This is a genomic window from Paraperibacillus esterisolvens (assembly GCF_046237625.1).
In the GTDB taxonomy this organism is placed as follows: Bacteria; Bacillota; Bacilli; order Bacillales; family DSM-1321; genus Paraperibacillus; species Paraperibacillus esterisolvens.
Map to the genome: position 1 here is coordinate 1,674,309 of NZ_CP143545.1, position 19,747 is coordinate 1,694,055.

The following is a 19,747-nucleotide window of genomic DNA, read 5'->3' on the forward strand; positions in this document are numbered from 1 at the left end:
GGTAATAAGAAAAAGGCTCCTGGGTTCCCAGGAGTCTTTTTTATCTGCCGCTGACAATAGTTTTCTGCTTCCGCGGCCTTTTGGTAAACATCATGGCCATTGCTGAACCGATCAAAAGAAGCAGGCCGGTGAATAGGAAAACATAATGATTGGAGACAAGACTCCCGATGAGGCCGCCGAGCAGAGGTCCGAGCATGCCGCCGATCTGGTTGGCCGTCTGGCTGAGACCGAAAGCGCGGCCCCTGGTGTCCGGTGTGGTCAGCTTCACTATCAAACCGTTAAGGGCAGGGAATACCGCACAGAAGAAGACCCCAAAAAGGAAGCGGATAATGGAAAAGCCCCATACGTTGTCAGTTAAAAGCTGAACGATTGAACCGACCCCTCCGCCGATCAATCCGAACAGGAGCACCTGCCTGAATCCAATTTTATCAGAAAGTTTTCCCCAGTAAGGGCCGAACAGAATGCTGGCTATTCCCGGGATAGAGAATATTAAGCCTGTCAGGAAGCTGGCCTTGGCGGAGCAACCATCCAGATCCAGGATATAAAGGGGCAGCACTGGTTCCAGGATCATGACAGAGCAGGCTGCCATCATGGTCAACAGCAGGACGAGCATGAACGGGCGGTTGGAAGCCGCATTCTTGATGTCCCCCCTGAAGGACTTTTTCACCTTGGAAGGTGTGAATTTCTCCTCTTTAACAAGGAAAAAAACAAGAAGTGTGGCGATGAACACAAGCAGGCCGCCGCTTACGAAGGAGAGGCGGTAGCCGAGGAGTTCTGCCATCGTCCCGCCAATCAGAGGGCCGGCGATACTGCCGGATGCCGTTCCGGTGGAGATGGCGGCAAGTGCGTATCCGACCTTTTTTTCTGGCGTATTGGTCCCGATTAGGGCAATCGATCCGGGTATGAATCCGGTCAATAGACCCTGTGCTACCCGGAGGCCAAGAATTTCATAGGGGTTGTTTACAAAAGCCATCAGGGTATAAATGACGAACAGGAAGAAGCCCGCCCTGATGATCATCGGCTTCCGACCATATCGGTCAGCAAGCGATCCCCAGAACGGGGCCGAAATAGCGCCGGCGAGGAAGGCGGCGCTGAAAATAAGTCCGGACCATAATTCTGTATGATCCTGAACACCGATCTGAATCATAAACAGAGGCAAAAATGGTATAACCATTGAAAAACTGGCTGATGTGATGAACACACCGAACCAAAGGACCCATAAATTTTTCTTCCAGGTTTCCATCTAAGGTTCACTTCCATTCAAAATAAGAATACTTATGAGTGCTTATTTATTGCCGTTTCTTTGCATGCCCTACCATTATAACAAAGGGGAAACTCCTGGTAAAAACATTAACCTTGTTAACGATGTGAGCGATATTAAAGGTTTATTTTAGCAGAAGGCAGATATTTACCCATGGATTCTATATAATTAGGATAAGGTCCGGCAAAGCCAATGCTTTAGCTTAAAATGAATAGGAGTTTTAGTTTTGAAAAAGTTATGGTCTTCTTATCGTTTTCAGATTTTATTGCTCGCATCCATCATCATCGGAAGTATTTTGGGAGTCGTGCTTGGTGATAAGACGGAGGTTCTTAAGCCGTTAGGAGATATATTCCTGAACCTGATGTTCACTCTGGTCATCCCTCTTGTGTTTTTCTCGGTCACATCATCCATTGCCAATATGGGCAGTGCCGGCCGTTTCAAAAAAATCATCGGTTCAACCTTCGCAGTCTTCATTGTAACCGGCCTGATCGCTGCTCTGGTGATGGTAGCGGCCGTCAAGCTTTTCCCTTCAGCTGTGGAAATGAATGTGGCTCTGTCTAAGCCTGAGTCAGTAGAAAAGGTATCGGCAGCAGAACAGATTGTAAAATCATTTACGACAGATGAATTCATCAACCTGTTCACCCGCCAGAATATGCTGAGCTTAATTGTGTTTTCCCTTCTCTTGGGAATGGCGATCACTGCAGTCGGAGAACCGGCACGCAGCATTGCTAAGTTCATGAGTGCCGGCACGGCGGTCTTCATGAAAATGATCAGCTTCATCATGTATTACGCACCGATTGGGCTGGGCGCATACTTTGCATACCTGGTAGGGACATTTGGTACAGACCTTTTGCAGACGTATCTTAAATCCACCCTTCTTTACTTTATAGTAGCGCTTCTGTTCTTTGCGGGAGCTTATACGTTTTATGCGTATTACAGCGGCGGCCGGAAGGGTATAAAAGTATTTTGGCGCAATATGGTGGCACCTTCCGTGACTTCGGTCGCGACATGCAGTTCAATGGCCACATTGCCCGTCAATATCGAAGCTTCACAGAAAATCGGCATTCCGAAGGACATCCGCGACACGGTTCTTCCGCTCGGTGCTTCCATGCATAAGGATGGTTCCGTGCTGGGTGTGATCCTGAAAATCGCTGTTCTGTTTTCTGTGTTCGATATGAACTTCTCTGGAGTGGATACAATTCTTTATGCTGTCATGATTGCCGTTCTGGGCGGAACGGTGATGGGGGCGATCCCGAGTGGAGGCATGGTGGCTGAAATGCTTATCATTTCCCTTTACGGACTTCCGATGGAAGCATTGCCGATTATTGCGGCAATCAGCACAATTATCGATGCTCCAGCCACCATGCTGAATGCAACAGGAGACAATGCATCCGCGATGCTTGTCGCGCGCACGGTGGAAGGAAAAGATTGGATGGAAGTGAACGAACCAGCCGGCTCCTCACAGGCTGTTTGATGGTTTAATGAGAAGGATGCTTTCATGCATCCTTCTTTTTTTCATTAAAAAAGGCTTTGGTTCATTCAACCTGAATTTTCATATATTGAAATAAACAAGGAATGAATATACTAAGATGGCTGGTGTAAGATTTCGGCTGAGGCAAGAACCCTTTCATCCTGTGAAAGGATAAGGCAGGTGAGAATCAATGGAACAGGAACAGGTAAATACGTATCACTTCCACAATCTTTCAGAAAGCAATATGACATTTGAGCAGGTATTCCAGCGCATCGTCGAGTTTATACAGAAGGAGCCGCATGGCAATTACCGCCTGATCGTCGGCACCGATTCGCAGGTACACAAAAGGAATACCGTCTTTATAACAGCTATCATCATCCACAGACAGGGAAAGGGCGCCTGGATGTGCAGCCGCAAGGAAATTATCCCCCGCAAGATGCTGCACCTGCACGAGCGCATATCAAAGGAAACCTCTCTGACTGAACAGCTGGCCGCCCTTTTTACAGAGAAGCATAGAGATGTATTGATAAACTTAGTTCTGCCACACATTTATAATGGGGCCGGTTTTACAATTGAAGGCCATATTGATATTGGAAATGGAAGCCGGAACAAAACCAGGGAATTTGTGCGGGAAATGGTCGCGCGTATCGAGGCAATGGGCCTGCAGCCGGTGATCAAGCCGAACTCATATGGCGCCTCAAGCGTCGCCAACAAATATACAAAGCGCAATGCCCTTGGACCGCACCGGAAAATCGTTTAAGGCTGGCATGAATAGGCCAAGCTTCGACGGAAGCCATATATACTTAGTCCTTCATGAGCGCATGAAGGATTTTTCTTTTTCCTGTTAACGGCAAATAAAAGTATTTCAAGTTAACACTCACGGCTGTACCAACTATTGGTATATGCAGCCTCATATTTCTTATATACGCTCCTGCAAAGTCATATCTGAAGAATTGGCCATCATGCTGTCTAACCAGCTCAAGTGGAAGTAATAATGACTATTCCTTTAACTTATGCTGGAATGAAAGGATGACCGCATTCTCTGAATAGCTTCCTCTACTTTCATTTCTGCTTTTTTTCTTTAGCGGGCAAATATATTTAGATGAAATAAGTATCTTTTGGAAAACCCAGTCCGCGATGCTGGTAAAAACATCAGAGGTAAAGCAAACTTTCGCTGACTCTAAGACTATTCTTATCTTAGATCCATATCGAGGTGAAATAGAGGGTATCATTTCACAAAATGATTAATACATATGCCAATAACTATCCAGTTATATGTATAGAACCAATTATAAGGAGCAGCAAACCATAGGAATGAACATATGAATGGGAACTCAAACCTTTTCAACAAGAAAAAATACTACTTTTGAACTACGCGAATAGCCCGTTAGATGAATAGGCATCTATATAACCATCTGCAATAATATACATTAACAGAGTCCTTATTTGGACTTGGCCCGGCACTGGTTAGTGGTATCCATTCGACTAGTGCAGGGTTTTTTTATTTGTGTTTTACTGTGGTAAATCATAAAATATAAATTACAGAATATTCAAAACAACAGGGGGTGCCTTTAATAGGTATGGTGGATTTTCAGACCAGGGAGAAATACTCAAAGGTTTTTCTTGGTTTTATTACGTTGGCGGGATGGTTGTCAATCTTCTCATCAGCTCTTTCTCTTACTGTTCCTGAAGAGCCGGTCATTTTACTATTGTTCATTGTTTTCCTGTTTATAAGCGAGTATTATCCAATGCCGGTTTGGAAAGGGTTCACGGCTATCTCATTTCCTTTGGTATATGTTCTTTATACCATATTTGGCACTCCTTATACTGCACTTTGCTATGCGCTGGTGGTATTGGTGGTTAATCTGCTGCACCGTCGTCCTTTAAGGATTATTCTTTTTAATCCCGCTCAACTGGCTTTAAGCATTATGCTGAGTACTTCCATTCTTTCTTTTTTCAGTCCTATGGCTGAAGCTGGGTTGCCATCACCAGTGGTGGCAGGTATTGTTGAATTTGGGATTTTATTATTCTTCTTCTTCATCTTTAACAATTTAATAGTTGATTTAGTACTAGTCATTCGTCCCCAGCCATATTCCATGAAAATGTGGAAACACAAAACGGTTACCGAAATCAATAATTTGATTATTTCTTTATTATATGGAATTCTGCTTTACACATTGGGCAGCCAGAACCGCGGGACAATTGATGTGTTTTCCTATTTTTTCTTCTTTTCACCTCTTGTGGGACTTAGTTTATTAAGTTCAACAATCGCCCGGCTTAGGCAGGAGAAGAATAGGCTGAAAGCCTTGTTCTCAATCACGACCGAACTAAACCATATTGTTCCTGAGTCAAAGTGGCATTCAACTTTAAAGGATAGTTTCTTTCATTTTATGGATGTTGAAGCATGTATTTTATGGATAAAAGAAACAGGGATATGGCAGCAAAGATTTCAGGAAGGAAGAACCTCGGTACCTCATTCATTGGCGCCAGAAGGATTTGATCAATTCGAGTCGATGAAACACCCCGTTCTTTATAACGACCGCAAACAAAATATCGGGATTGCTGAAGGCTATTTTGACAGTGACCTCAAATCTTTTGTCTACTCTCCGCTGGTTGTAGAGAACGAAACGGTCGGTATGTTTATTGTTGCCAGAAGCAGGACAAAAAGTTTTACCAATGAAGATGTTCAGTCACTGGCAACTCTATCTAACCAGTTGGCAGCAATAATTAAAACACAAATGCTTCTTTCTGAAAAAGAAAAACGCTTAATCCTTGAGGAAAGAAACAGAATAGCAAGAGAAATTCATGATGGGATTGCACAGACATTGGCCGGTGCAGTCATGAAGCTGGAAACAGCAGGGAAAATTTATTCCAAGAAGCCGGAAGAAACCCTAAAGCTGGTAGACGAAAGTGTCTGCAGATTAAGGGAGAGTTTAAAGGAAGTGCGGGAATCTATATATGCCCTCAGGCCATATCCGACTGAGAAAGCGGGACTGGTAGCAGCAATCACCAAAAAAATAAATGCACTCCGAGAAGAGTACAATCAAGTCATACAATTTGAAAAGAGAGGGACAGACTTTGATCTAAGCCCTATGGCAGAAAAAGTCCTGTACGATTCTTTTCAGGAAAGCATTCAGAATGCTATAAAACATGCAGGAGCTTCTAAAATTGAAGTCCTGCTATGCAATCAGGCTGACCATATTCTGCTCAAGGTAAAGGATAATGGGAAGGGATTTTCGCTTTTCCAGGCAATGATCAAAGCTCAAAAGCAGCCGCATTTCGGCATCCTGCAAATGAATGATGCCGCCGAAAAGCTTAATGCATCACTTCAAATAGACAGCAAAGAGGGAGAAGGAACAATTGTATTAATAATGGTGCCAAAAATGGGTTTTGAAGGGGGGGAGATTCATGATCAGGCTCATGCTAGTGGATGATCATGCAGTGTTGCGGGACGGGCTAAAAAGTATATTGGAAATGGAGGACAACATAGAGGTTGTAGGAGAAGCCGTCTCTGGTGAAGAGGCGTTAAGGCAGGTTCCGGTCTGTAAGCCAAGTATGATTTTAATGGATATCAATCTTCCCGAGAAGAGTGGTGTTGAAATAACAGGTCTCCTTAAGCGGCAATATCCTGATATCAAAGTCTTAATCCTTACGATGCACAGCCATGAAGAATATTTTATGTCTGCCATCAGGGAAGGGGCAGATGGGTATTTGCTGAAGGATGCTCCTTACGGTCAAGTTATCGAAGCAATTCGTTCGGTTGCCAAGGGAGAATCATTCATCCATCCCTCTATGACCAAAAAACTGCTGTCCTTTCACCAGCAGGCAAAGCCTGAAGAATCTGCTTTGACAGAGAGGGAAAAGGAAGTCCTGTTCTGCCTTCTTGAGGGGTTAAGCAATAAAGAAATCGCAGCCAAATTGTTTATCAGCGATAAGACCGTTAAAATACATGTAAGTAAGATCATAAAAAAATTGAATGTGAAAAGCAGGTCACAAGTTGTAATTTATGCGGTGCAGAACCAGCTTGTTCCCATACCGCCGGGTTCCTGATATGGAACCCTGTTTTTATGCCTGGGGAACGTTTTGAATACTACTTTAGTAGTAAGCCGGTTAATACTACGGTATATCTATTATTACACCTTATGCAGAATAGTTGTTTTTGCTCAATCATGAGAAAATACATGTAAAATGCATAGGAGCTGAAAAAATGAGAATAAAAGCTTGGATAGTATCCGCATTCCTATTAATCTCAGTAATGTTTTTTCCTTTATTGCCCGCTGCTGCAACAGCCGAGGAGGATGGCGGCGCGTTTATTGATCCTAATCTGAGTGAAACATTAGTGGACTCGGTGAAACCGGTTGAGGTAATTATTACTTTTAAAAACGAAGACAGAGTCTCACCCGAATCATTGCAGCTCCTTAAAGATGCGGGAATCACTAAAGGAATTATGTTTAACAAGCTGCCGATTGCCGGGGCTTTAGCTACGAAAGGACAAATAAACAAACTCGCCGCCGGGAAAAATGTTTTATCTATTTATCTAAATAAAACACTTCAGTATGAAAATGAAGATAGTACCGAATTGACCGGCGTGGATCAAGTCAGGACCAATGAAACCATAAGATCCTTAAACGGGGGCCTTCCGGTTACCGGAAAAGGCATTGGGGTGCTCATTAACGACAGCGGAGTGGATGGAACTCATAAGGATTTACAATTTGGACAGCATCTTGTCCAGAATGTATTGGGTGCAACGAATCTTCACGCCATAGATGCATTATTACCTGTTTCGTATATTGAGAATGTAGTGAATACCGATAGTAACTCCGGCCACGGGACCCACGTTGCTGGAATTGTCGGTGGAACAGGGGCGCTGTCAGGAGGAAAATATGAAGGCGCGGCACCCGGATCTAACCTGATTGGCTATGGCTCAGGTGCTGGACTTGCAATGCTTGATACCATCGGCGGATTTGATTACGCACTTACCCATCAGCAAGCTTACAATATTCGTGTAGTTACGAATTCCTGGGGCGACACCAGCGACTCGGGAACAGCGTTTGATCCCTACAATCCAATCAATGTTGCTACTAAAAAGCTGTATGACAGAGGAATTACAACCGTTTTCTCAGCGGGCAATTCCGGACCAGGTGAATCCACGATCTCCGGTAATTACAAAAAAGCCCCGTGGGTAGTCACAGTGGCGGCAGGCGACAAGTCGAGGAATCTCGCAGATTTTTCTTCCAGAGGTAAAAAAGGTTTCGGAGGAACGGTAACTGTGGACGGACAAACGTGGATGTGGGAAGACAGTCCTACAGTTACATCACCTGGAGTTAATATTATTTCAACAAGAGTATTGGCACCAATCCCGCTTTTAGGTGCAGCGGATGATGTGCAGTTTATCCCGCCTGCCTATATTCCTTATTACACCACCATGAGCGGCACATCTATGGCTGCACCTCATGTTGCAGGCATTATTGCTTTAATGCTTGATGCAGACCCGGCCCTTTCTCCTTCCGAGGTTAAAAGCATTCTTCAATCCACGGCCACCCCGATGGCAGGCTATGAACACTGGGAAACAGGAAGCGGTTATGTTAACGCCTTTGGGGCAGTTGAAAGAGTTTTTCATATAGGACAATAATCTATTGATATGATCAGGGCTGGCTCACACTCGAGCCAGCCCTGCTTGCAGGTGAATAGGTACTATATACACTATATCCTTTGTAGTATATGAGAATACTCCATCAGGAGGTTCAAAATAGAACCTTTGCGCAATAGATGGATTTCCAATTTTTAAGGATAATTAGACTAAGGTTTTAAATATTTTGAAAACGGAGGAGAATAGATGAAACGTTGGATTTATGTGTTTTTAGCCCTGTTGATATTTTTACCGCAATTTGGATCGAGGCAGCAGGATGCATACGCTGCTGAAGGAACAAAAGGAATTGTAGATCCGCTAATAGAAAGAGCTCTTGAAACAGCAAGCTCTCTACAGGTTATCGTTTCTTTCAAAGGGGACGGCCCTCCATCAGCATCTCAGCTGGGTCTCCTAAAAACCCTCGGAATAAAAACAGGGGTAACTATGAAATCACTTCCGATTGCGGGTGTGATTGCAACCGGGTCTCAAATTAAAGAACTGGCAGAATCCGGAGAAGTTCAATCTGTCTACCTTAATAAAAAGCTGAGCTATTTTAACGAAGAAGCCACTAACGTAACCGGAGTGGATAAGGTAAGAACCGATCAGGGTTTTCAAAAAGCCAACAATGGCCATCCGGTAACAGGCAAGGGCATCGGGATAGTCATCAATGACAGCGGAGTCGACGGGACTCACAAGGACATTGAGCTTGGTAAAAACCTGGTCCAAAACGTACTGGGTTCCACCAACCTTAATGCACTTGAGCCAACACTTCTTCCGATAACATACCAGGAGAACGTTCCGAACACGGATACAAATTCCGGCCACGGGACTCATGTTGCTGGAACTGTTGGAGGCACTGGAGCAATGTCTTCCGGTAAATACGAAGGTGCAGCACCAGGGGCGGACTTAATTGGATACGGTTCAGGAGCCGCATTGTTTGTCCTGGATGGCATCGGCGGTTTCGACTATGCACTCACACATCAGACTCAATATGATATTCGAGTGATCACCAATTCCTGGGGATCCAGCGGTGATTTCGACCCGAATGATCCGATTAACATAGCTAGCAAAAAAGCATTTGATCGAGGGATCACTGTATTATTTGCTGCCGGTAACGAAGGGCCAGGAGAAAATACACATAACCCCTATGCAAAAGCGCCATGGGTAATCTCCGTTGCAGCTGGTGAGAAAAATGGGAAATTGGCAGAATTTTCTTCACGGGGAACAAAAGGAGTTGGAGGGACTTTCTCTGCGGATGGCCGGGAGTGGACATGGAAGGATGAACCGACGATAACTGCTCCTGGGGTAGATATTGTGTCAACCAGAGTGATTGGACCTGTATCCAGCTTAGCTGCCGAACAGGATGCACAGACGATTCCGCCTGCTTATCTTCCTTATTATACAACGATGAGCGGAACTTCGATGGCAACCCCTCATGTAGCTGGTATAGTAGCTCTTATGCTTGAAGCAAATCCGGTGCTTTCACCTTCAGAAATTAAGAATATCCTGCAGCAAACTGCGACTAACATGCCGGGTTATGAAACCTGGGAAGTTGGATCAGGATATGTAAATGCCTATGCGGCTGTGGATCGAATCTATAACGGAAAAGAGTACGGAAAAACGGTCAATGCATCCCAAACCTTTAACAGTAACGTCCAATCATCAACTGAACGCAAAGAATTTTCGGTGGATTTTAATCCCGTCACATCCCTATCCACCAATCAAAATACATTCACAGTTGAAGCAGGGTTATCAAGCCTTGTAGCAAAAGTGGATGGAAAGGGACTGCTTGAGGAGACCGGCAACCCCATTAACCTCGTCCTTATTGCACCAGATGGAAAAGAATACAGTTCAGGGGTAAGTCTATTATTCCCGCTATATACAGACCGCACTGTTTCCGTTTCATCCCCGGTTTCCGGTCAATGGAAAGCTGAGATCAGGGGAATCAGGGGAGATCAAGCAAACCCAATTGGAAGTGGACTTCCCGAAACAGTGAAGGGTTCATTAGCCTTTACGAAGGTCAGCGGCTTCACCGGTTTAAATGATATAGCCGGCCATCCTGCATCAGAAGCGATCAAAATGGGTGTGAGTGAACGCTTATTTGACGGCTATACCGGCGGATCATTTAAACCGTCTTCCCTGTTAACACGTTCCGAACTGGCAAGGTATCTGGTCATGGGAGCGGAAATCCGTCAGTCACTGCCAGCAGCCGGAAAGAATTCTTTCACTGATGTAGAAGCAGCGGACCTGCCATATACAGAGGCTGCAGCAGCAAAAGGCGCAGCGTTCAGGGACCAGCAGCAAGTACAAAAAGGAGTAATATTATCAAAGGGCATCGGCAAATTTGCACCTAAGGACGGAGTCACAAGGGCTGAACTCGCCTATTCATTAGTACAAAGCCTGGGCTTACAGAAGGATGCCGAGAGCTTTACCGGCCAGATAACCGTTCAATATAAAGATGAAAGAATAAATATTGAAGACCAGGCCAATATTCCTGGAGAGTTAAAAGGATACGTCCAGCTTGCTCTAGACCTAAACATTCTTAATGCTTCATTCTCCCTAAAACAGGGTCCATATGATCTAAAGCCTGTAGTCTCAGCCAGTTTTACTCCTGCCGGCAAAATTACAAGAGGAGATTTTGCAGTAGCTATGACACGTTATTATAACGCGTTTCTGCAATAGGTAATAGAGAACGAGGCAGCAGCAATCGAGTTCTCTATCTGAAAAGGCAGCATTTCTTGTGGTATGTGGTTTTCATGGAATACGAAAAGGTGTATGAATTGGCGCAAATGCCAATCCCAATCCTGCATTTATTTCCTCTGTGTAAAGGAGTTATCGAAGTACAAAAGAATCCTTCACACAGAGGCATCCAGCTAAGGTGCGGAAGAAAAAAACACGCCTATGATATCCGGATATTGTCTATTTTATTGACTGGAGTCCAAAATCTGCCAAATATATAACTAAATAAGGAACAACCCCCTTTTTCTCCAACTGAAATTCGAAAAATGGGTTTGTCTATAATCTGAGAGCTGCTTATTGCAGCTCTTTCAATTAGCAAATAGAAGCTGCGCCGTTCTTGACTTCACCATCCGGCTTCACATAATCCGTTCCTTCCTCACAGTTCTCCGTGTTTTTCCACTTAATGATATATTCATTGAATTTGGTCTTTACAGAAACGATTTCCACTTTTCCTATATCTCCAGTATGTTCTTCAATAACCAAAGCCCTGGCATCCTTTTCAGAGAGCTTGGTTTCAATTCTGCTGCAGCCGCCAAGAAGCAGTGTTAGGCAGTACCAGGTATAAAGTCCATCGGTTAATCATTTGCACACACCCTTTATGGAGATAGACGTTGTTTTCAGGAAAAGGTTACCTCTGTGCTGTCCCAACCGTAAAAGATTGGGAAATCCTGACCTTCCGTTGGCTCTGTGGTATGATGGAAATATTGAAAATGGACGGAAGTTGTAAGGAAGGTGCAGAGGTTTGGATATGAAGCTGACGGATGGGATGATTATGGACAGGTGCGGAGGTGTTTCCTACAAGAGGGGGGCGGCGTTTTTCCGGGCGGATAAAGTTGCTTTTTTAGCATATGGGGAGTCTTATATCGAAGCTGAGGTGTATGGTACAGAAGTGTTTCATGTGACGATCAGGCAGGATGGGGAGGGTAGTATGGTGACGGCCTGCAGTTGTCCATCGCTTGCGTCGTTCCAGAAGGACTGCCAGCATGTCGCGGCCGTTCTCCTGGCCTGCAGGGATTTTAGACAAACCGGTACAAGTCCGCGCCTGATAAATAAAAGCGGGGAGGACCCGTGGAGTCTGGCGGAGGATGTGTTATCGCTTTTCAACTCCGGAGTTCCTGCAGCGGGCGGCAGGCGCAGCCGTTTCGAAAACCGGAGGGAGCTTAATGTAGAGTTCATCTGCACACTGACGGACCATACGGGCGGCAGCCATGAGTTCGCCATATCCATAAAGGCAGGAGACAGGCAGATTTCCGCCCTTCTTCCCTTTCTGCTCAGCGTAAAAATGGGACAGCGCTGTGTGCTGTTCGATTCGCAAATTTATGACCCTGAAAGGCATTGCTTTGATGAGGCATCAGACTCTGTTATAACTCTCCTTGCCCAAATCGCCCAGGATGAGGCTGCTTTACTTGATCACGGGAAGTCAGGGGAGGAAGGCACTCTGATCGTACCGCCTTCCTATCTGCAAAAAATCCTTGAGCTGCTGAAATCAGCTCCTCATGTAAAGCTGAAGCAGGGCGGCATGCTATATGACAGGATCACCTTTAGAGATAGCAGGCTGCCCCTGCTTTTTGAATTTCAGGAAGAGAAACAGGGACTGACATTCAGTGCAATGGGGCTGGAAAAGGCTGCTGTCATCACTGATCATCAGCTGGTGATTTTTGAAGGGGGAGTGTACAGCCTCGACAGCGCAGATTGCCATCGCTTGTTCAACCTGAAAAAAATGCTTGGAGGCGCAGGCTCCAGCCGGATGAGGATTCCCGCGGCCAGTGCGGACCTGTTTTTAGAAAAGGTGGCAGGCGGTCTGCAGGCCCTGGGAGAGGTGAAGATTTCAGGGAATATATCTGCCATCCTTACCAGGACGCCCCTTAAGGCAAAGCTATACTTGGACCGGGTGAAAAACCGGCTGCTTGCGGGACTTGAATTTCATTATGAGCATGCTGTTATCAATCCACAGGAGGATGATGGGCTGTTTGCCGGGAATATGTATATCCGCGATAAGGAAAAGGAGCACGAAATCATGCAGCTCATGGAGGAAAGCTCTTTTTCCCGGACAGATGAAGGCTATTACCTGCACAATGAAGCACTGGAATACCAATTCCTGCATCATATACTCCCAAAGCTCCAGGATCTTCTCCAGGTATACGCCACAACGGCAGTCAAGAACCGGCTTTTTAAGCCTGGTACACCGCCGCAGGTGCGGATCAGCATTAAACGGGAACGAACCAATTGGCTGGAGTTTTCCTTTAAGCTGGATGGTCTAGGGGAGGATGAGATCAGGGGAATCCTTGCAGCCATTGAAGAAAAACGAAAATATTACCGCCTGAAGGGCTCGATTCTATCACTTGAGACAAAGGAAATGCAGGAGATGGGCCGGTTTCTTGCCGGCATATCACCTGAAGCAATCCAGGGAAGCTCTGGAAGGATCCCGCTGATTGAAGGACTGAATGTGCTCAGCAGGATGGATGAAACCGCCGTTTTAAAGTATGAGGATTCATTCAAGGAACTGCTCCAAAGCCTGAAGACGCCGGATCCCGGATCTGTCCTGATTCCGCCCCGGTTCAGCACGGTCCTCCGCGGGTACCAGAAGGAAGGCTTTGTCTGGCTGAAAACCCTGGCCGGGTTCGGGTTTGGAGGGATTCTTGCCGATGATATGGGACTTGGCAAAACCGTACAGGCTCTTGTCTATATTGAATCGGTGCTTGATCAGATTAAAAATGACAGAAGTCCGGCACTGATTGTGTGTCCTTCTTCTCTTCTCTATAACTGGCTTGATGAAATGATGAGGTTCATGCCGGGAGTGAAGGCAGCAGTCATGGATGGAACCCCTGAAAAAAGGATGAAACTGCTTGGTGAAGCCGGCCGGATGGATGTGATCATCACATCGTATCCGCTCCTGAGGAAGGATATCGCCTGGTATGCAAACCGCTCCTTTCATACCGTCTTTTTTGATGAGGCGCAGGCTTTTAAAAATCCGGGAACTGCAACGGCAAGGGCAGTGAAACAGATTACGGCCGGCCATCGCTTTGCTCTAACCGGCACACCTCTGGAAAATTCCATAACCGAACTCTGGTCCATATTTCATGTGGTATTTCCCGGGCTGTTTGCAGATCTCAGAGAATACAGCTATCTCACTCCAAAGCAGATTGCAAGAAGAGCCAGGCCTTTCATGCTGAGACGGGTGAAGGAGGATGTTCTTCCTGAGCTTCCACAAAAAATTGAGACCTCGGAGACACAGGAGCTGCTTCCTGCGCAGAAGACCCTTTATGCAGGATACCTGGCAAAGCTGCGTCAAGATACCCTGAAGCATCTGGACCGGGATACCGTCAGAAAAAACAGGATCAAAATCCTGGCGGGAATCACCCGGCTCCGCCAGATTTGCTGCCATCCTGGCTTATTCGTCGATCATTATAAGGGCGGTTCAGCGAAATTCAATCAGCTCCTGGAAATCCTGGAAGAAGCCAGGCTTGCCGGGAGAAGGGTACTCGTTTTTTCACAGTTCACGAAAATGCTTGGAATGATTGGAAGGGAAGCTGCCCGGAGAGGGATGCCCTTTTTCTATCTCGACGGTGAGACACCGTCACATGAAAGAGTGCAGCTGTGTGAGAAATTCAATAGAGGTGAGCGGAATCTCTTTCTTATTTCCCTAAAAGCCGGCGGCACCGGACTTAACCTGACCGGTGCTGATACGGTCGTGCTGTATGATACCTGGTGGAATCCTGCTGTCGAAGAGCAGGCGGCAGACCGGGCCCACCGGTATGGACAGAAGAGCACAGTACAGGTGATCAAGCTAATCGCCCGCGGCACCATTGAAGAAAAAATGAACGAACTGCAGGAAAAAAAGAAACAGCTCACCGAATCCATCCTCGCCGGAGAATCCAGGAACACGATGGCCCTCACTGACGAAGATATCCGCGAGCTGCTGGGGGAAAGTCCTCCATTTTCCGATCCTCTCCCAAAAGGGGAAGATGGGGAGAGACATAGACAAACGGCAGCGGACTAAGGACCGCTGCCGTTTTTCTTGCTATTTTTTTAATTCAATCTTAACAGGGGGCAGCTCCACACCGCTGGCATTTCTCATAAGGACACCAAAAGGTACCATGAGAGAGAAATCTTTTTCCTCGTCATTTGTCTCAAAAGTGGACTCCAGGATAACTTCTTTCTCATTTATTACCCGCCCCCGGTTACCGTAGATAAGGGACTCAGGCTTCAGATGATCATAGAATTCCTGCCCGGTCAGTCCTTTTGCCGCATCTGCCGTTCTAATAAGGTTCATAACATCGGCAAAGTTTTGTATTACGTCTTTCTTAATGGAGCCAGGTACATCATTAAGCTGATACTGTACCACAAGCTTCCCTCCTGCACGTTCCCAATTTTTCACCGTGAGCCGGTATGGAGTCCGGCTGCTTTTCACTTCAAAAGGAGTCTTTTGAAGCGGATGTATGGCCGGAAACTCGTCCTGATTGAATCGGGGGTAAATCATCAGATGTTTGACATCATCCGAGATCTTGCCACCGAGCACCAGCTGTGTGGAACTTACAGAGCTGAGCGGGAGCACACGCCCTTTATCATCCATCACTTCGGCATCAAAGCTGTCCTCAGCTCCATCGGCAGGTACTGTTGTTGTATAATTTAGAACCGCAGACGCATGGGCACGGATGACTGATTTCATCTCAAAGGAATACCCAGCTTTCTGAGACGCTTCGGCTGACGGAATTTTTTCAGCAGAGAGCTGTTTGACGGGCACCGAGAATTTCCATGTGCCATTCTGGCCGCCCATGCTTGTGAAGGTGAGGGGAAGCGTGAAATGTTTTGGAAGTTCTGCGCCTGGATAATCAAGCTCTAGTGCCCCGATATAGCTGCCGCCTTTCTTCTTCAGCGGCTCCATGCTCCCGGACCACTGCTTCTGCTCCGAACCGTCAAACAGCTGATGGCTGTAGCCGGCTGCCGGCCCTGAATCGGTGACAACGGAGGTCAGCCCGTCACCCTCGGCTTTAAAGGTGATGCCAATCCGGTTTCCATCATAGTAGGCACTAGTCAGCACCACACTGACGCCGCTGCTGACCGCCTTCTCATTCAGTGATGTAACAAGCTTTGCTTCCTCAAGCTTCCTGCCAGTTTCAGAATGGAAATCTTCATAAATACCGCCAATGACCGGAACGCTTGCCAGAACTGAACCCATCGACGGGGAAAGGAAGCCTGAGGTGAAGAGCAGCACCGCTGCCGCAGCTGATACGGCTGCACTTGCCTTCCTGCCGGATATCCATTTTCGCTTTGCTTTTTCCTGCCGGCCGCGCTCCATACCGGTTTCGATTGCTTTCATCACTTCATCCATTGGCACTTCAATTCCTGACATCTGCTCTTCAGCCCATTTGTTCATGGGGCACCTCCTTCAAAATGGTTTTTAATTCCAGTCTGGCACGTCTTAGATAGGTCTTCACAGTACCCTCCGGCTTTTCCATCGCCTCGGCAATGCTTTTGATTGGCCAATCGTGATAATAAAAAAGAATGATGACAGTCCGGTAATTTCCTTCAAGCTTTTCCAGAGCAGTTGGCAGGTCCTGGCATGACTGTGGCGGAATATCAGCACTGTCCAAAAAGGCGTTAATCACATCATCGCCAGGCATGAAGCTCTTTTTTCTTTTATTCAGCAGTGTATAGGAACATCGGATCAATATTTTAATAAGCCAGGTACCGAAGTATTCCGGATTTTTTAGTCCAGAAAGGGATAGATAGGCTTTATATGCCGTTTCCTGGACAACATCGAGCGCATCTTCCTTATTTCTCACATAAAGAAAAGCGGTTTTATACAGCTTTTCACCCTGAGCTTTAATGAGGGCAGTAAATGCCTGTTCATCGCCACGCACAGCCCGTTTCACTAATTCAATTTCGTTCATATCCTGTCCCTCCTTTCAACTATTAGAGCAGGGATTGATGGGGAAAAGTTTCAGGCTTAATAAATATTTTTAAAATCATTTTCTAGTAGATGGTAAAATGAAGAAAAAAGAGGAGGAATTCCTTTGAAGAATTCATTCGAACATTTCCATTAACGCTTACAAAAAACTCCATATCCTCGGCCTCCACCGCAGCATATGAAAGGCAGATACTAAATAGGAGGGATATCCGAATGGATTGGAAAAAGGATAAAGATTAATAGAAAAGAATTATATGTAGAAACATTTGGAAAAAAAAGAAGCCAACGCTTTATTATATCTGCACGGAGGACCAGGGGAAAGATGTTTTGATTTTTCTTATCATCAGGGAGAAGCACTGGGCAGGGACTTTTAGACAGCGATGCTCGACTGAGGAGAAAGATTTGTTTTTGGAAGTGTTGAGGTCGTACCTCTTAGAATAGGCTTGGCAGGATAAACAGGAGGATGTCACCGATAGAAAGCAGGGGGACGTTCTTTTCGTTTGCGTGGTTTTTAAGAACAGGAAAAAGAAGGGGCAGCGTGGCTGGAGTGAGGGGTAATAATCCCGGTAGTTTCAATCCGGTTTCTTCATACTAAGTCCTTTAGTCAAAGAGAAAAACTCTTTGTAAGATAAAACACCCAGCAAATAAACAAAAAAGGCTGAGCATTGTGAGGAGAAAAGGATATTTTATAGATAATAGAAAAAAACTGATTTATAACAATGAAGTATTGGTATCAAATAAAATTCTACCCGGTCTTCCAACGCTGCAGGAACTTGGATCAATGATTTTTAATGGGTTGATAGAAGAAATATTTATCTGTAACTATCAAACAGAACAAGTAAGTAAATTAGAAAAATTATTGATTGATGATGTTAAGTCTGAATGGAATTCAAAATTTAAAAATAATATCTGCCTTGATGATAATGTATATTTAGATGATTTCCCTAAAGGGTACTTCTTTATGGTTGAGCTTTGGGTAAGCGATAAAGAAAATTATATTTTGGTGTTATACCAATTTCATTGAACACTCCAATAATAAGCAAAGAAAAGCCCGGGAGAACTCCCAGGCTTTTTTTGATATTTATTAAACTTCCCTGACCTGCTGCTCCGAGCGGTCTTTCCGGATGAGCGGCATGAGGACCAGGATTCCTAGCCCGAGCAGAAGGGCGGATGCTTCGTACATGAGTACGATGGAAAGGTGGGATTTGAGCCACCCGGACATGGACATGGTGATGACCATGGCGCCCATGAAGAGCGGATTCAGGATCCCGTTGACCCGGCCGATGAATGCTTCATCGGTATTCTGCAGGATCATGGTGTTGATGCCGATATGGATGCATGGCATGAACACGCCGGCGAAAAATTGGAATGCAAGTGTGAGCCAGAGTTCGGTTGAAAGGCTCATCCCGATGAATCCGATGGCACTGGCAGCCATTCCGATAACCAGCAGAAGCTGGGGCAGGGCTTTCTTGGCCAGGGCCACTGTGAGGCCGCCGCCAAGAATCATGCCGATTCCAAAGGCGGCCATCAGCCACTGGAGATCTTCTTTCGGGAGTCCGAGACGTTCGGTGATTAAGAATACCCCAAGAGGCTGTGTTAATCCGATCGCAAGGCCTGCTGCAGCAAATGAACCGCCAAGGAGGGTGAGCGGCCGGCTGTTTTTCACATAACGGAAGCCGTCCTTCATTTCCTGCATAAGGGATGTACCGGCCTTTGCCTTTGCCTGTGCCCGGTCCGGAGGAAGCATCACAAGGACGGCAGCTGAGATCAGGAAGGCTGCACCCATGACCGAAATTGCAGCCATGATGCCGAAGCGCTGATACACGAAGGTCCCGATGATCGGCCCGAGGATCATGAATAGAGCAAAAACGGTCTGATACATGGACATCCCCATCTGTACCATTGCCGGCGGCACATGCAGCTTAAAGAGCTTCATGCCGGATGGCTGGGAAAACTGGGAAAGGATCGATGACACAAGGGTGGCAAAGAATATAACCTTCCAGCTTCCAAAGAACAGGGTGATAAGCACCACAAAGATGGACATGGCGCTCAACAGGTCGCACCAGATCATGGTTTTTTTCGGCATCCACCTGTCTGCGAAGGTGCCGCCAATGAAGGAGAACAAGAAAATCGGGGCAAATTCCGCCACTGATATCATGGAAACCGCTACCGGATTTTCATTGGTTTTTTCAATTACATATAAGAGGATGGAATAATTCCGCACCCAGATTCCGATCTGCAGGAACAGAACGGAAATCAGGATGGTCCGGATCACCCGGTTCTGGAACAATGCGCCCATCGTCACTTTTTCTACTGCTGTGTTTTCCATAAAAAAACCTCCATTCAATTTCTGGACAGGAGGCTTTTTACAGGCAGAATGGCAGCATAACACATGCTGCATCACAGGCTCATATAAAAGGGCTCACTAATCCTATCCAGAAAAATTAATCGAAAAGCATATGCTTTTTAGCGAATGTTTTCTAAGTGCAGGATTAGTTGTTCATCGCCCTAAGTCACCCTTTTCACAAATTGATATTCCCATACTACCCTAAATTGGAAGTGAAGACAATAGGATTTATCCGCTGCCATTTTACAATCTCCGAGAATATCTGCCACCCAGAATTCATATGCATATCAGACAGTATGGCCGGGATTCTGTGAATTTATAAGGATAAAACAGACGCGCGCCTGAGAAGGGATTTGTATCTTTCTGTCGAATATATCCCTATTATAGTG

General features: G+C 45.8%; 13 protein-coding genes. 8 read left to right on the plus strand and 5 right to left on the minus strand.

Features of this window, described 5'->3' with window-relative positions; all coding sequences use genetic code 11:
* Positions 1–40: 40 nt before the first annotated feature.
* Positions 41–1,243, minus strand: a complete 1,203-nt coding sequence (locus tag V1501_RS08475; protein ID WP_409292570.1) for an MFS transporter — start codon at positions 1,241–1,243, stop codon at positions 41–43.
* A 244-nt stretch (positions 1,244–1,487) separates the two neighbouring features.
* Between V1501_RS08475 and V1501_RS08480 the strand changes: the two genes are divergently transcribed.
* The 6 genes from V1501_RS08480 (at position 1,488) to V1501_RS08505 (ending at position 11,043) form a co-directional block, all read left to right on the plus strand.
* On the plus strand, positions 1,488–2,735 hold the full coding sequence (locus V1501_RS08480; RefSeq protein WP_409292571.1) for a dicarboxylate/amino acid:cation symporter: 1,248 nt from the start codon (positions 1,488–1,490) through the stop codon (positions 2,733–2,735).
* Between the two features lie 187 nt (positions 2,736–2,922).
* On the plus strand, positions 2,923–3,492 hold the full coding sequence (locus tag V1501_RS08485) for a ribonuclease H-like YkuK family protein (protein ID WP_409292572.1): 570 nt from the start codon (positions 2,923–2,925) through the stop codon (positions 3,490–3,492).
* A gap of 820 nt (positions 3,493–4,312) precedes the next feature.
* Positions 4,313–6,166 carry a GAF domain-containing sensor histidine kinase gene (locus V1501_RS08490; RefSeq protein WP_409292573.1) on the plus strand — a complete coding sequence of 618 codons (1,854 nt, stop codon included), beginning with the start codon at positions 4,313–4,315 and terminating at the stop codon, positions 6,164–6,166.
* Entirely contained in the window at positions 6,141–6,782 is a 642-nt protein-coding gene (locus tag V1501_RS08495) for a response regulator (RefSeq protein ID WP_409292574.1), read from the plus strand. Before V1501_RS08490 ends, V1501_RS08495 begins: the two co-directional genes overlap by 26 nt.
* Positions 6,783–6,939: 157 nt before the next feature.
* On the plus strand, positions 6,940–8,364 hold the full coding sequence (locus V1501_RS08500; protein ID WP_409292576.1) for a S8 family serine peptidase: 1,425 nt from the start codon (positions 6,940–6,942) through the stop codon (positions 8,362–8,364).
* 204 nt (positions 8,365–8,568) lie between these two features.
* The gene (locus tag V1501_RS08505) at positions 8,569–11,043 is read left to right on the plus strand and encodes a S8 family serine peptidase (protein ID WP_409292578.1); all 2,475 of its coding nucleotides are present in this window, start codon (positions 8,569–8,571) and stop codon (positions 11,041–11,043) included.
* A 369-nt stretch (positions 11,044–11,412) separates the two neighbouring features.
* On the opposite strand, the gene V1501_RS08510 is transcribed toward V1501_RS08505, so the two are convergent.
* Positions 11,413–11,583, minus strand: coding sequence for a hypothetical protein (locus V1501_RS08510; RefSeq protein WP_409292580.1), 171 nt, complete (start codon positions 11,581–11,583; stop codon positions 11,413–11,415).
* A gap of 265 nt (positions 11,584–11,848) precedes the next feature.
* On the opposite strand from V1501_RS08510, the gene V1501_RS08515 reads away from it, so the two are divergent.
* On the plus strand, positions 11,849–15,100 hold the full coding sequence (locus V1501_RS08515) for an SNF2 helicase associated domain-containing protein (protein WP_409292581.1): 3,252 nt from the start codon (positions 11,849–11,851) through the stop codon (positions 15,098–15,100).
* Positions 15,101–15,121: 21 nt separating this feature from the next.
* Here V1501_RS08515 and V1501_RS08520 read toward each other — a convergent pair whose 3' ends face one another.
* Together V1501_RS08520 and V1501_RS08525 are read right to left on the minus strand one after the other, a co-directional pair.
* Positions 15,122–16,477, minus strand: a complete 1,356-nt coding sequence (locus V1501_RS08520; protein ID WP_409292582.1) for a DUF4179 domain-containing protein — start codon at positions 16,475–16,477, stop codon at positions 15,122–15,124.
* Complete coding sequence (locus tag V1501_RS08525; RefSeq protein ID WP_409292584.1) at positions 16,461–16,994, minus strand: sigma-70 family RNA polymerase sigma factor; 534 nt, start codon at positions 16,992–16,994, stop codon at positions 16,461–16,463. The genes V1501_RS08520 and V1501_RS08525 overlap by 17 nt, the downstream gene beginning before the upstream one ends.
* Before the next feature lie 684 nt (positions 16,995–17,678).
* On the opposite strand from V1501_RS08525, the gene V1501_RS08530 reads away from it, so the two are divergent.
* On the plus strand, positions 17,679–18,035 hold the full coding sequence (locus V1501_RS08530) for a hypothetical protein (protein ID WP_409292585.1): 357 nt from the start codon (positions 17,679–17,681) through the stop codon (positions 18,033–18,035).
* Between the two features lie 60 nt (positions 18,036–18,095).
* On the opposite strand, the gene V1501_RS08535 is transcribed toward V1501_RS08530, so the two are convergent.
* Positions 18,096–19,340 (minus strand): MFS transporter, encoded by a 1,245-nt coding sequence (locus V1501_RS08535; RefSeq protein ID WP_409292587.1) that lies wholly within the window; start codon positions 19,338–19,340, stop codon positions 18,096–18,098.
* Positions 19,341–19,747 lie beyond the last annotated feature (407 nt).

What these genes read in the sequence shown, in the direction of transcription:
- V1501_RS08475 (WP_409292570.1), bottom strand. Translation starts at nt 1,243, where the DNA reads ATGGAAACCTGGAAGAAAAATTTATGGGTCCTTTGGTTCGGTGTGTTC.
- V1501_RS08485 (WP_409292572.1), top strand. Translation starts at nt 2,923, where the DNA reads ATGGAACAGGAACAGGTAAATACGTATCACTTCCACAATCTTTCAGAA.
- V1501_RS08490 (WP_409292573.1), top strand. Translation starts at nt 4,313, where the DNA reads ATGGTGGATTTTCAGACCAGGGAGAAATACTCAAAGGTTTTTCTTGGT.
- V1501_RS08495 (WP_409292574.1), top strand. Translation starts at nt 6,141, where the DNA reads ATGATCAGGCTCATGCTAGTGGATGATCATGCAGTGTTGCGGGACGGG.
- V1501_RS08500 (WP_409292576.1), top strand. Translation starts at nt 6,940, where the DNA reads ATGAGAATAAAAGCTTGGATAGTATCCGCATTCCTATTAATCTCAGTA.
- V1501_RS08505 (WP_409292578.1), top strand. Translation starts at nt 8,569, where the DNA reads ATGAAACGTTGGATTTATGTGTTTTTAGCCCTGTTGATATTTTTACCG.
- V1501_RS08515 (WP_409292581.1), top strand. Translation starts at nt 11,849, where the DNA reads ATGAAGCTGACGGATGGGATGATTATGGACAGGTGCGGAGGTGTTTCC.
- V1501_RS08520 (WP_409292582.1), bottom strand. Translation starts at nt 16,477, where the DNA reads ATGAACAAATGGGCTGAAGAGCAGATGTCAGGAATTGAAGTGCCAATG.
- V1501_RS08525 (WP_409292584.1), bottom strand. Translation starts at nt 16,994, where the DNA reads ATGAACGAAATTGAATTAGTGAAACGGGCTGTGCGTGGCGATGAACAG.
- V1501_RS08535 (WP_409292587.1), bottom strand. Translation starts at nt 19,340, where the DNA reads ATGGAAAACACAGCAGTAGAAAAAGTGACGATGGGCGCATTGTTCCAG.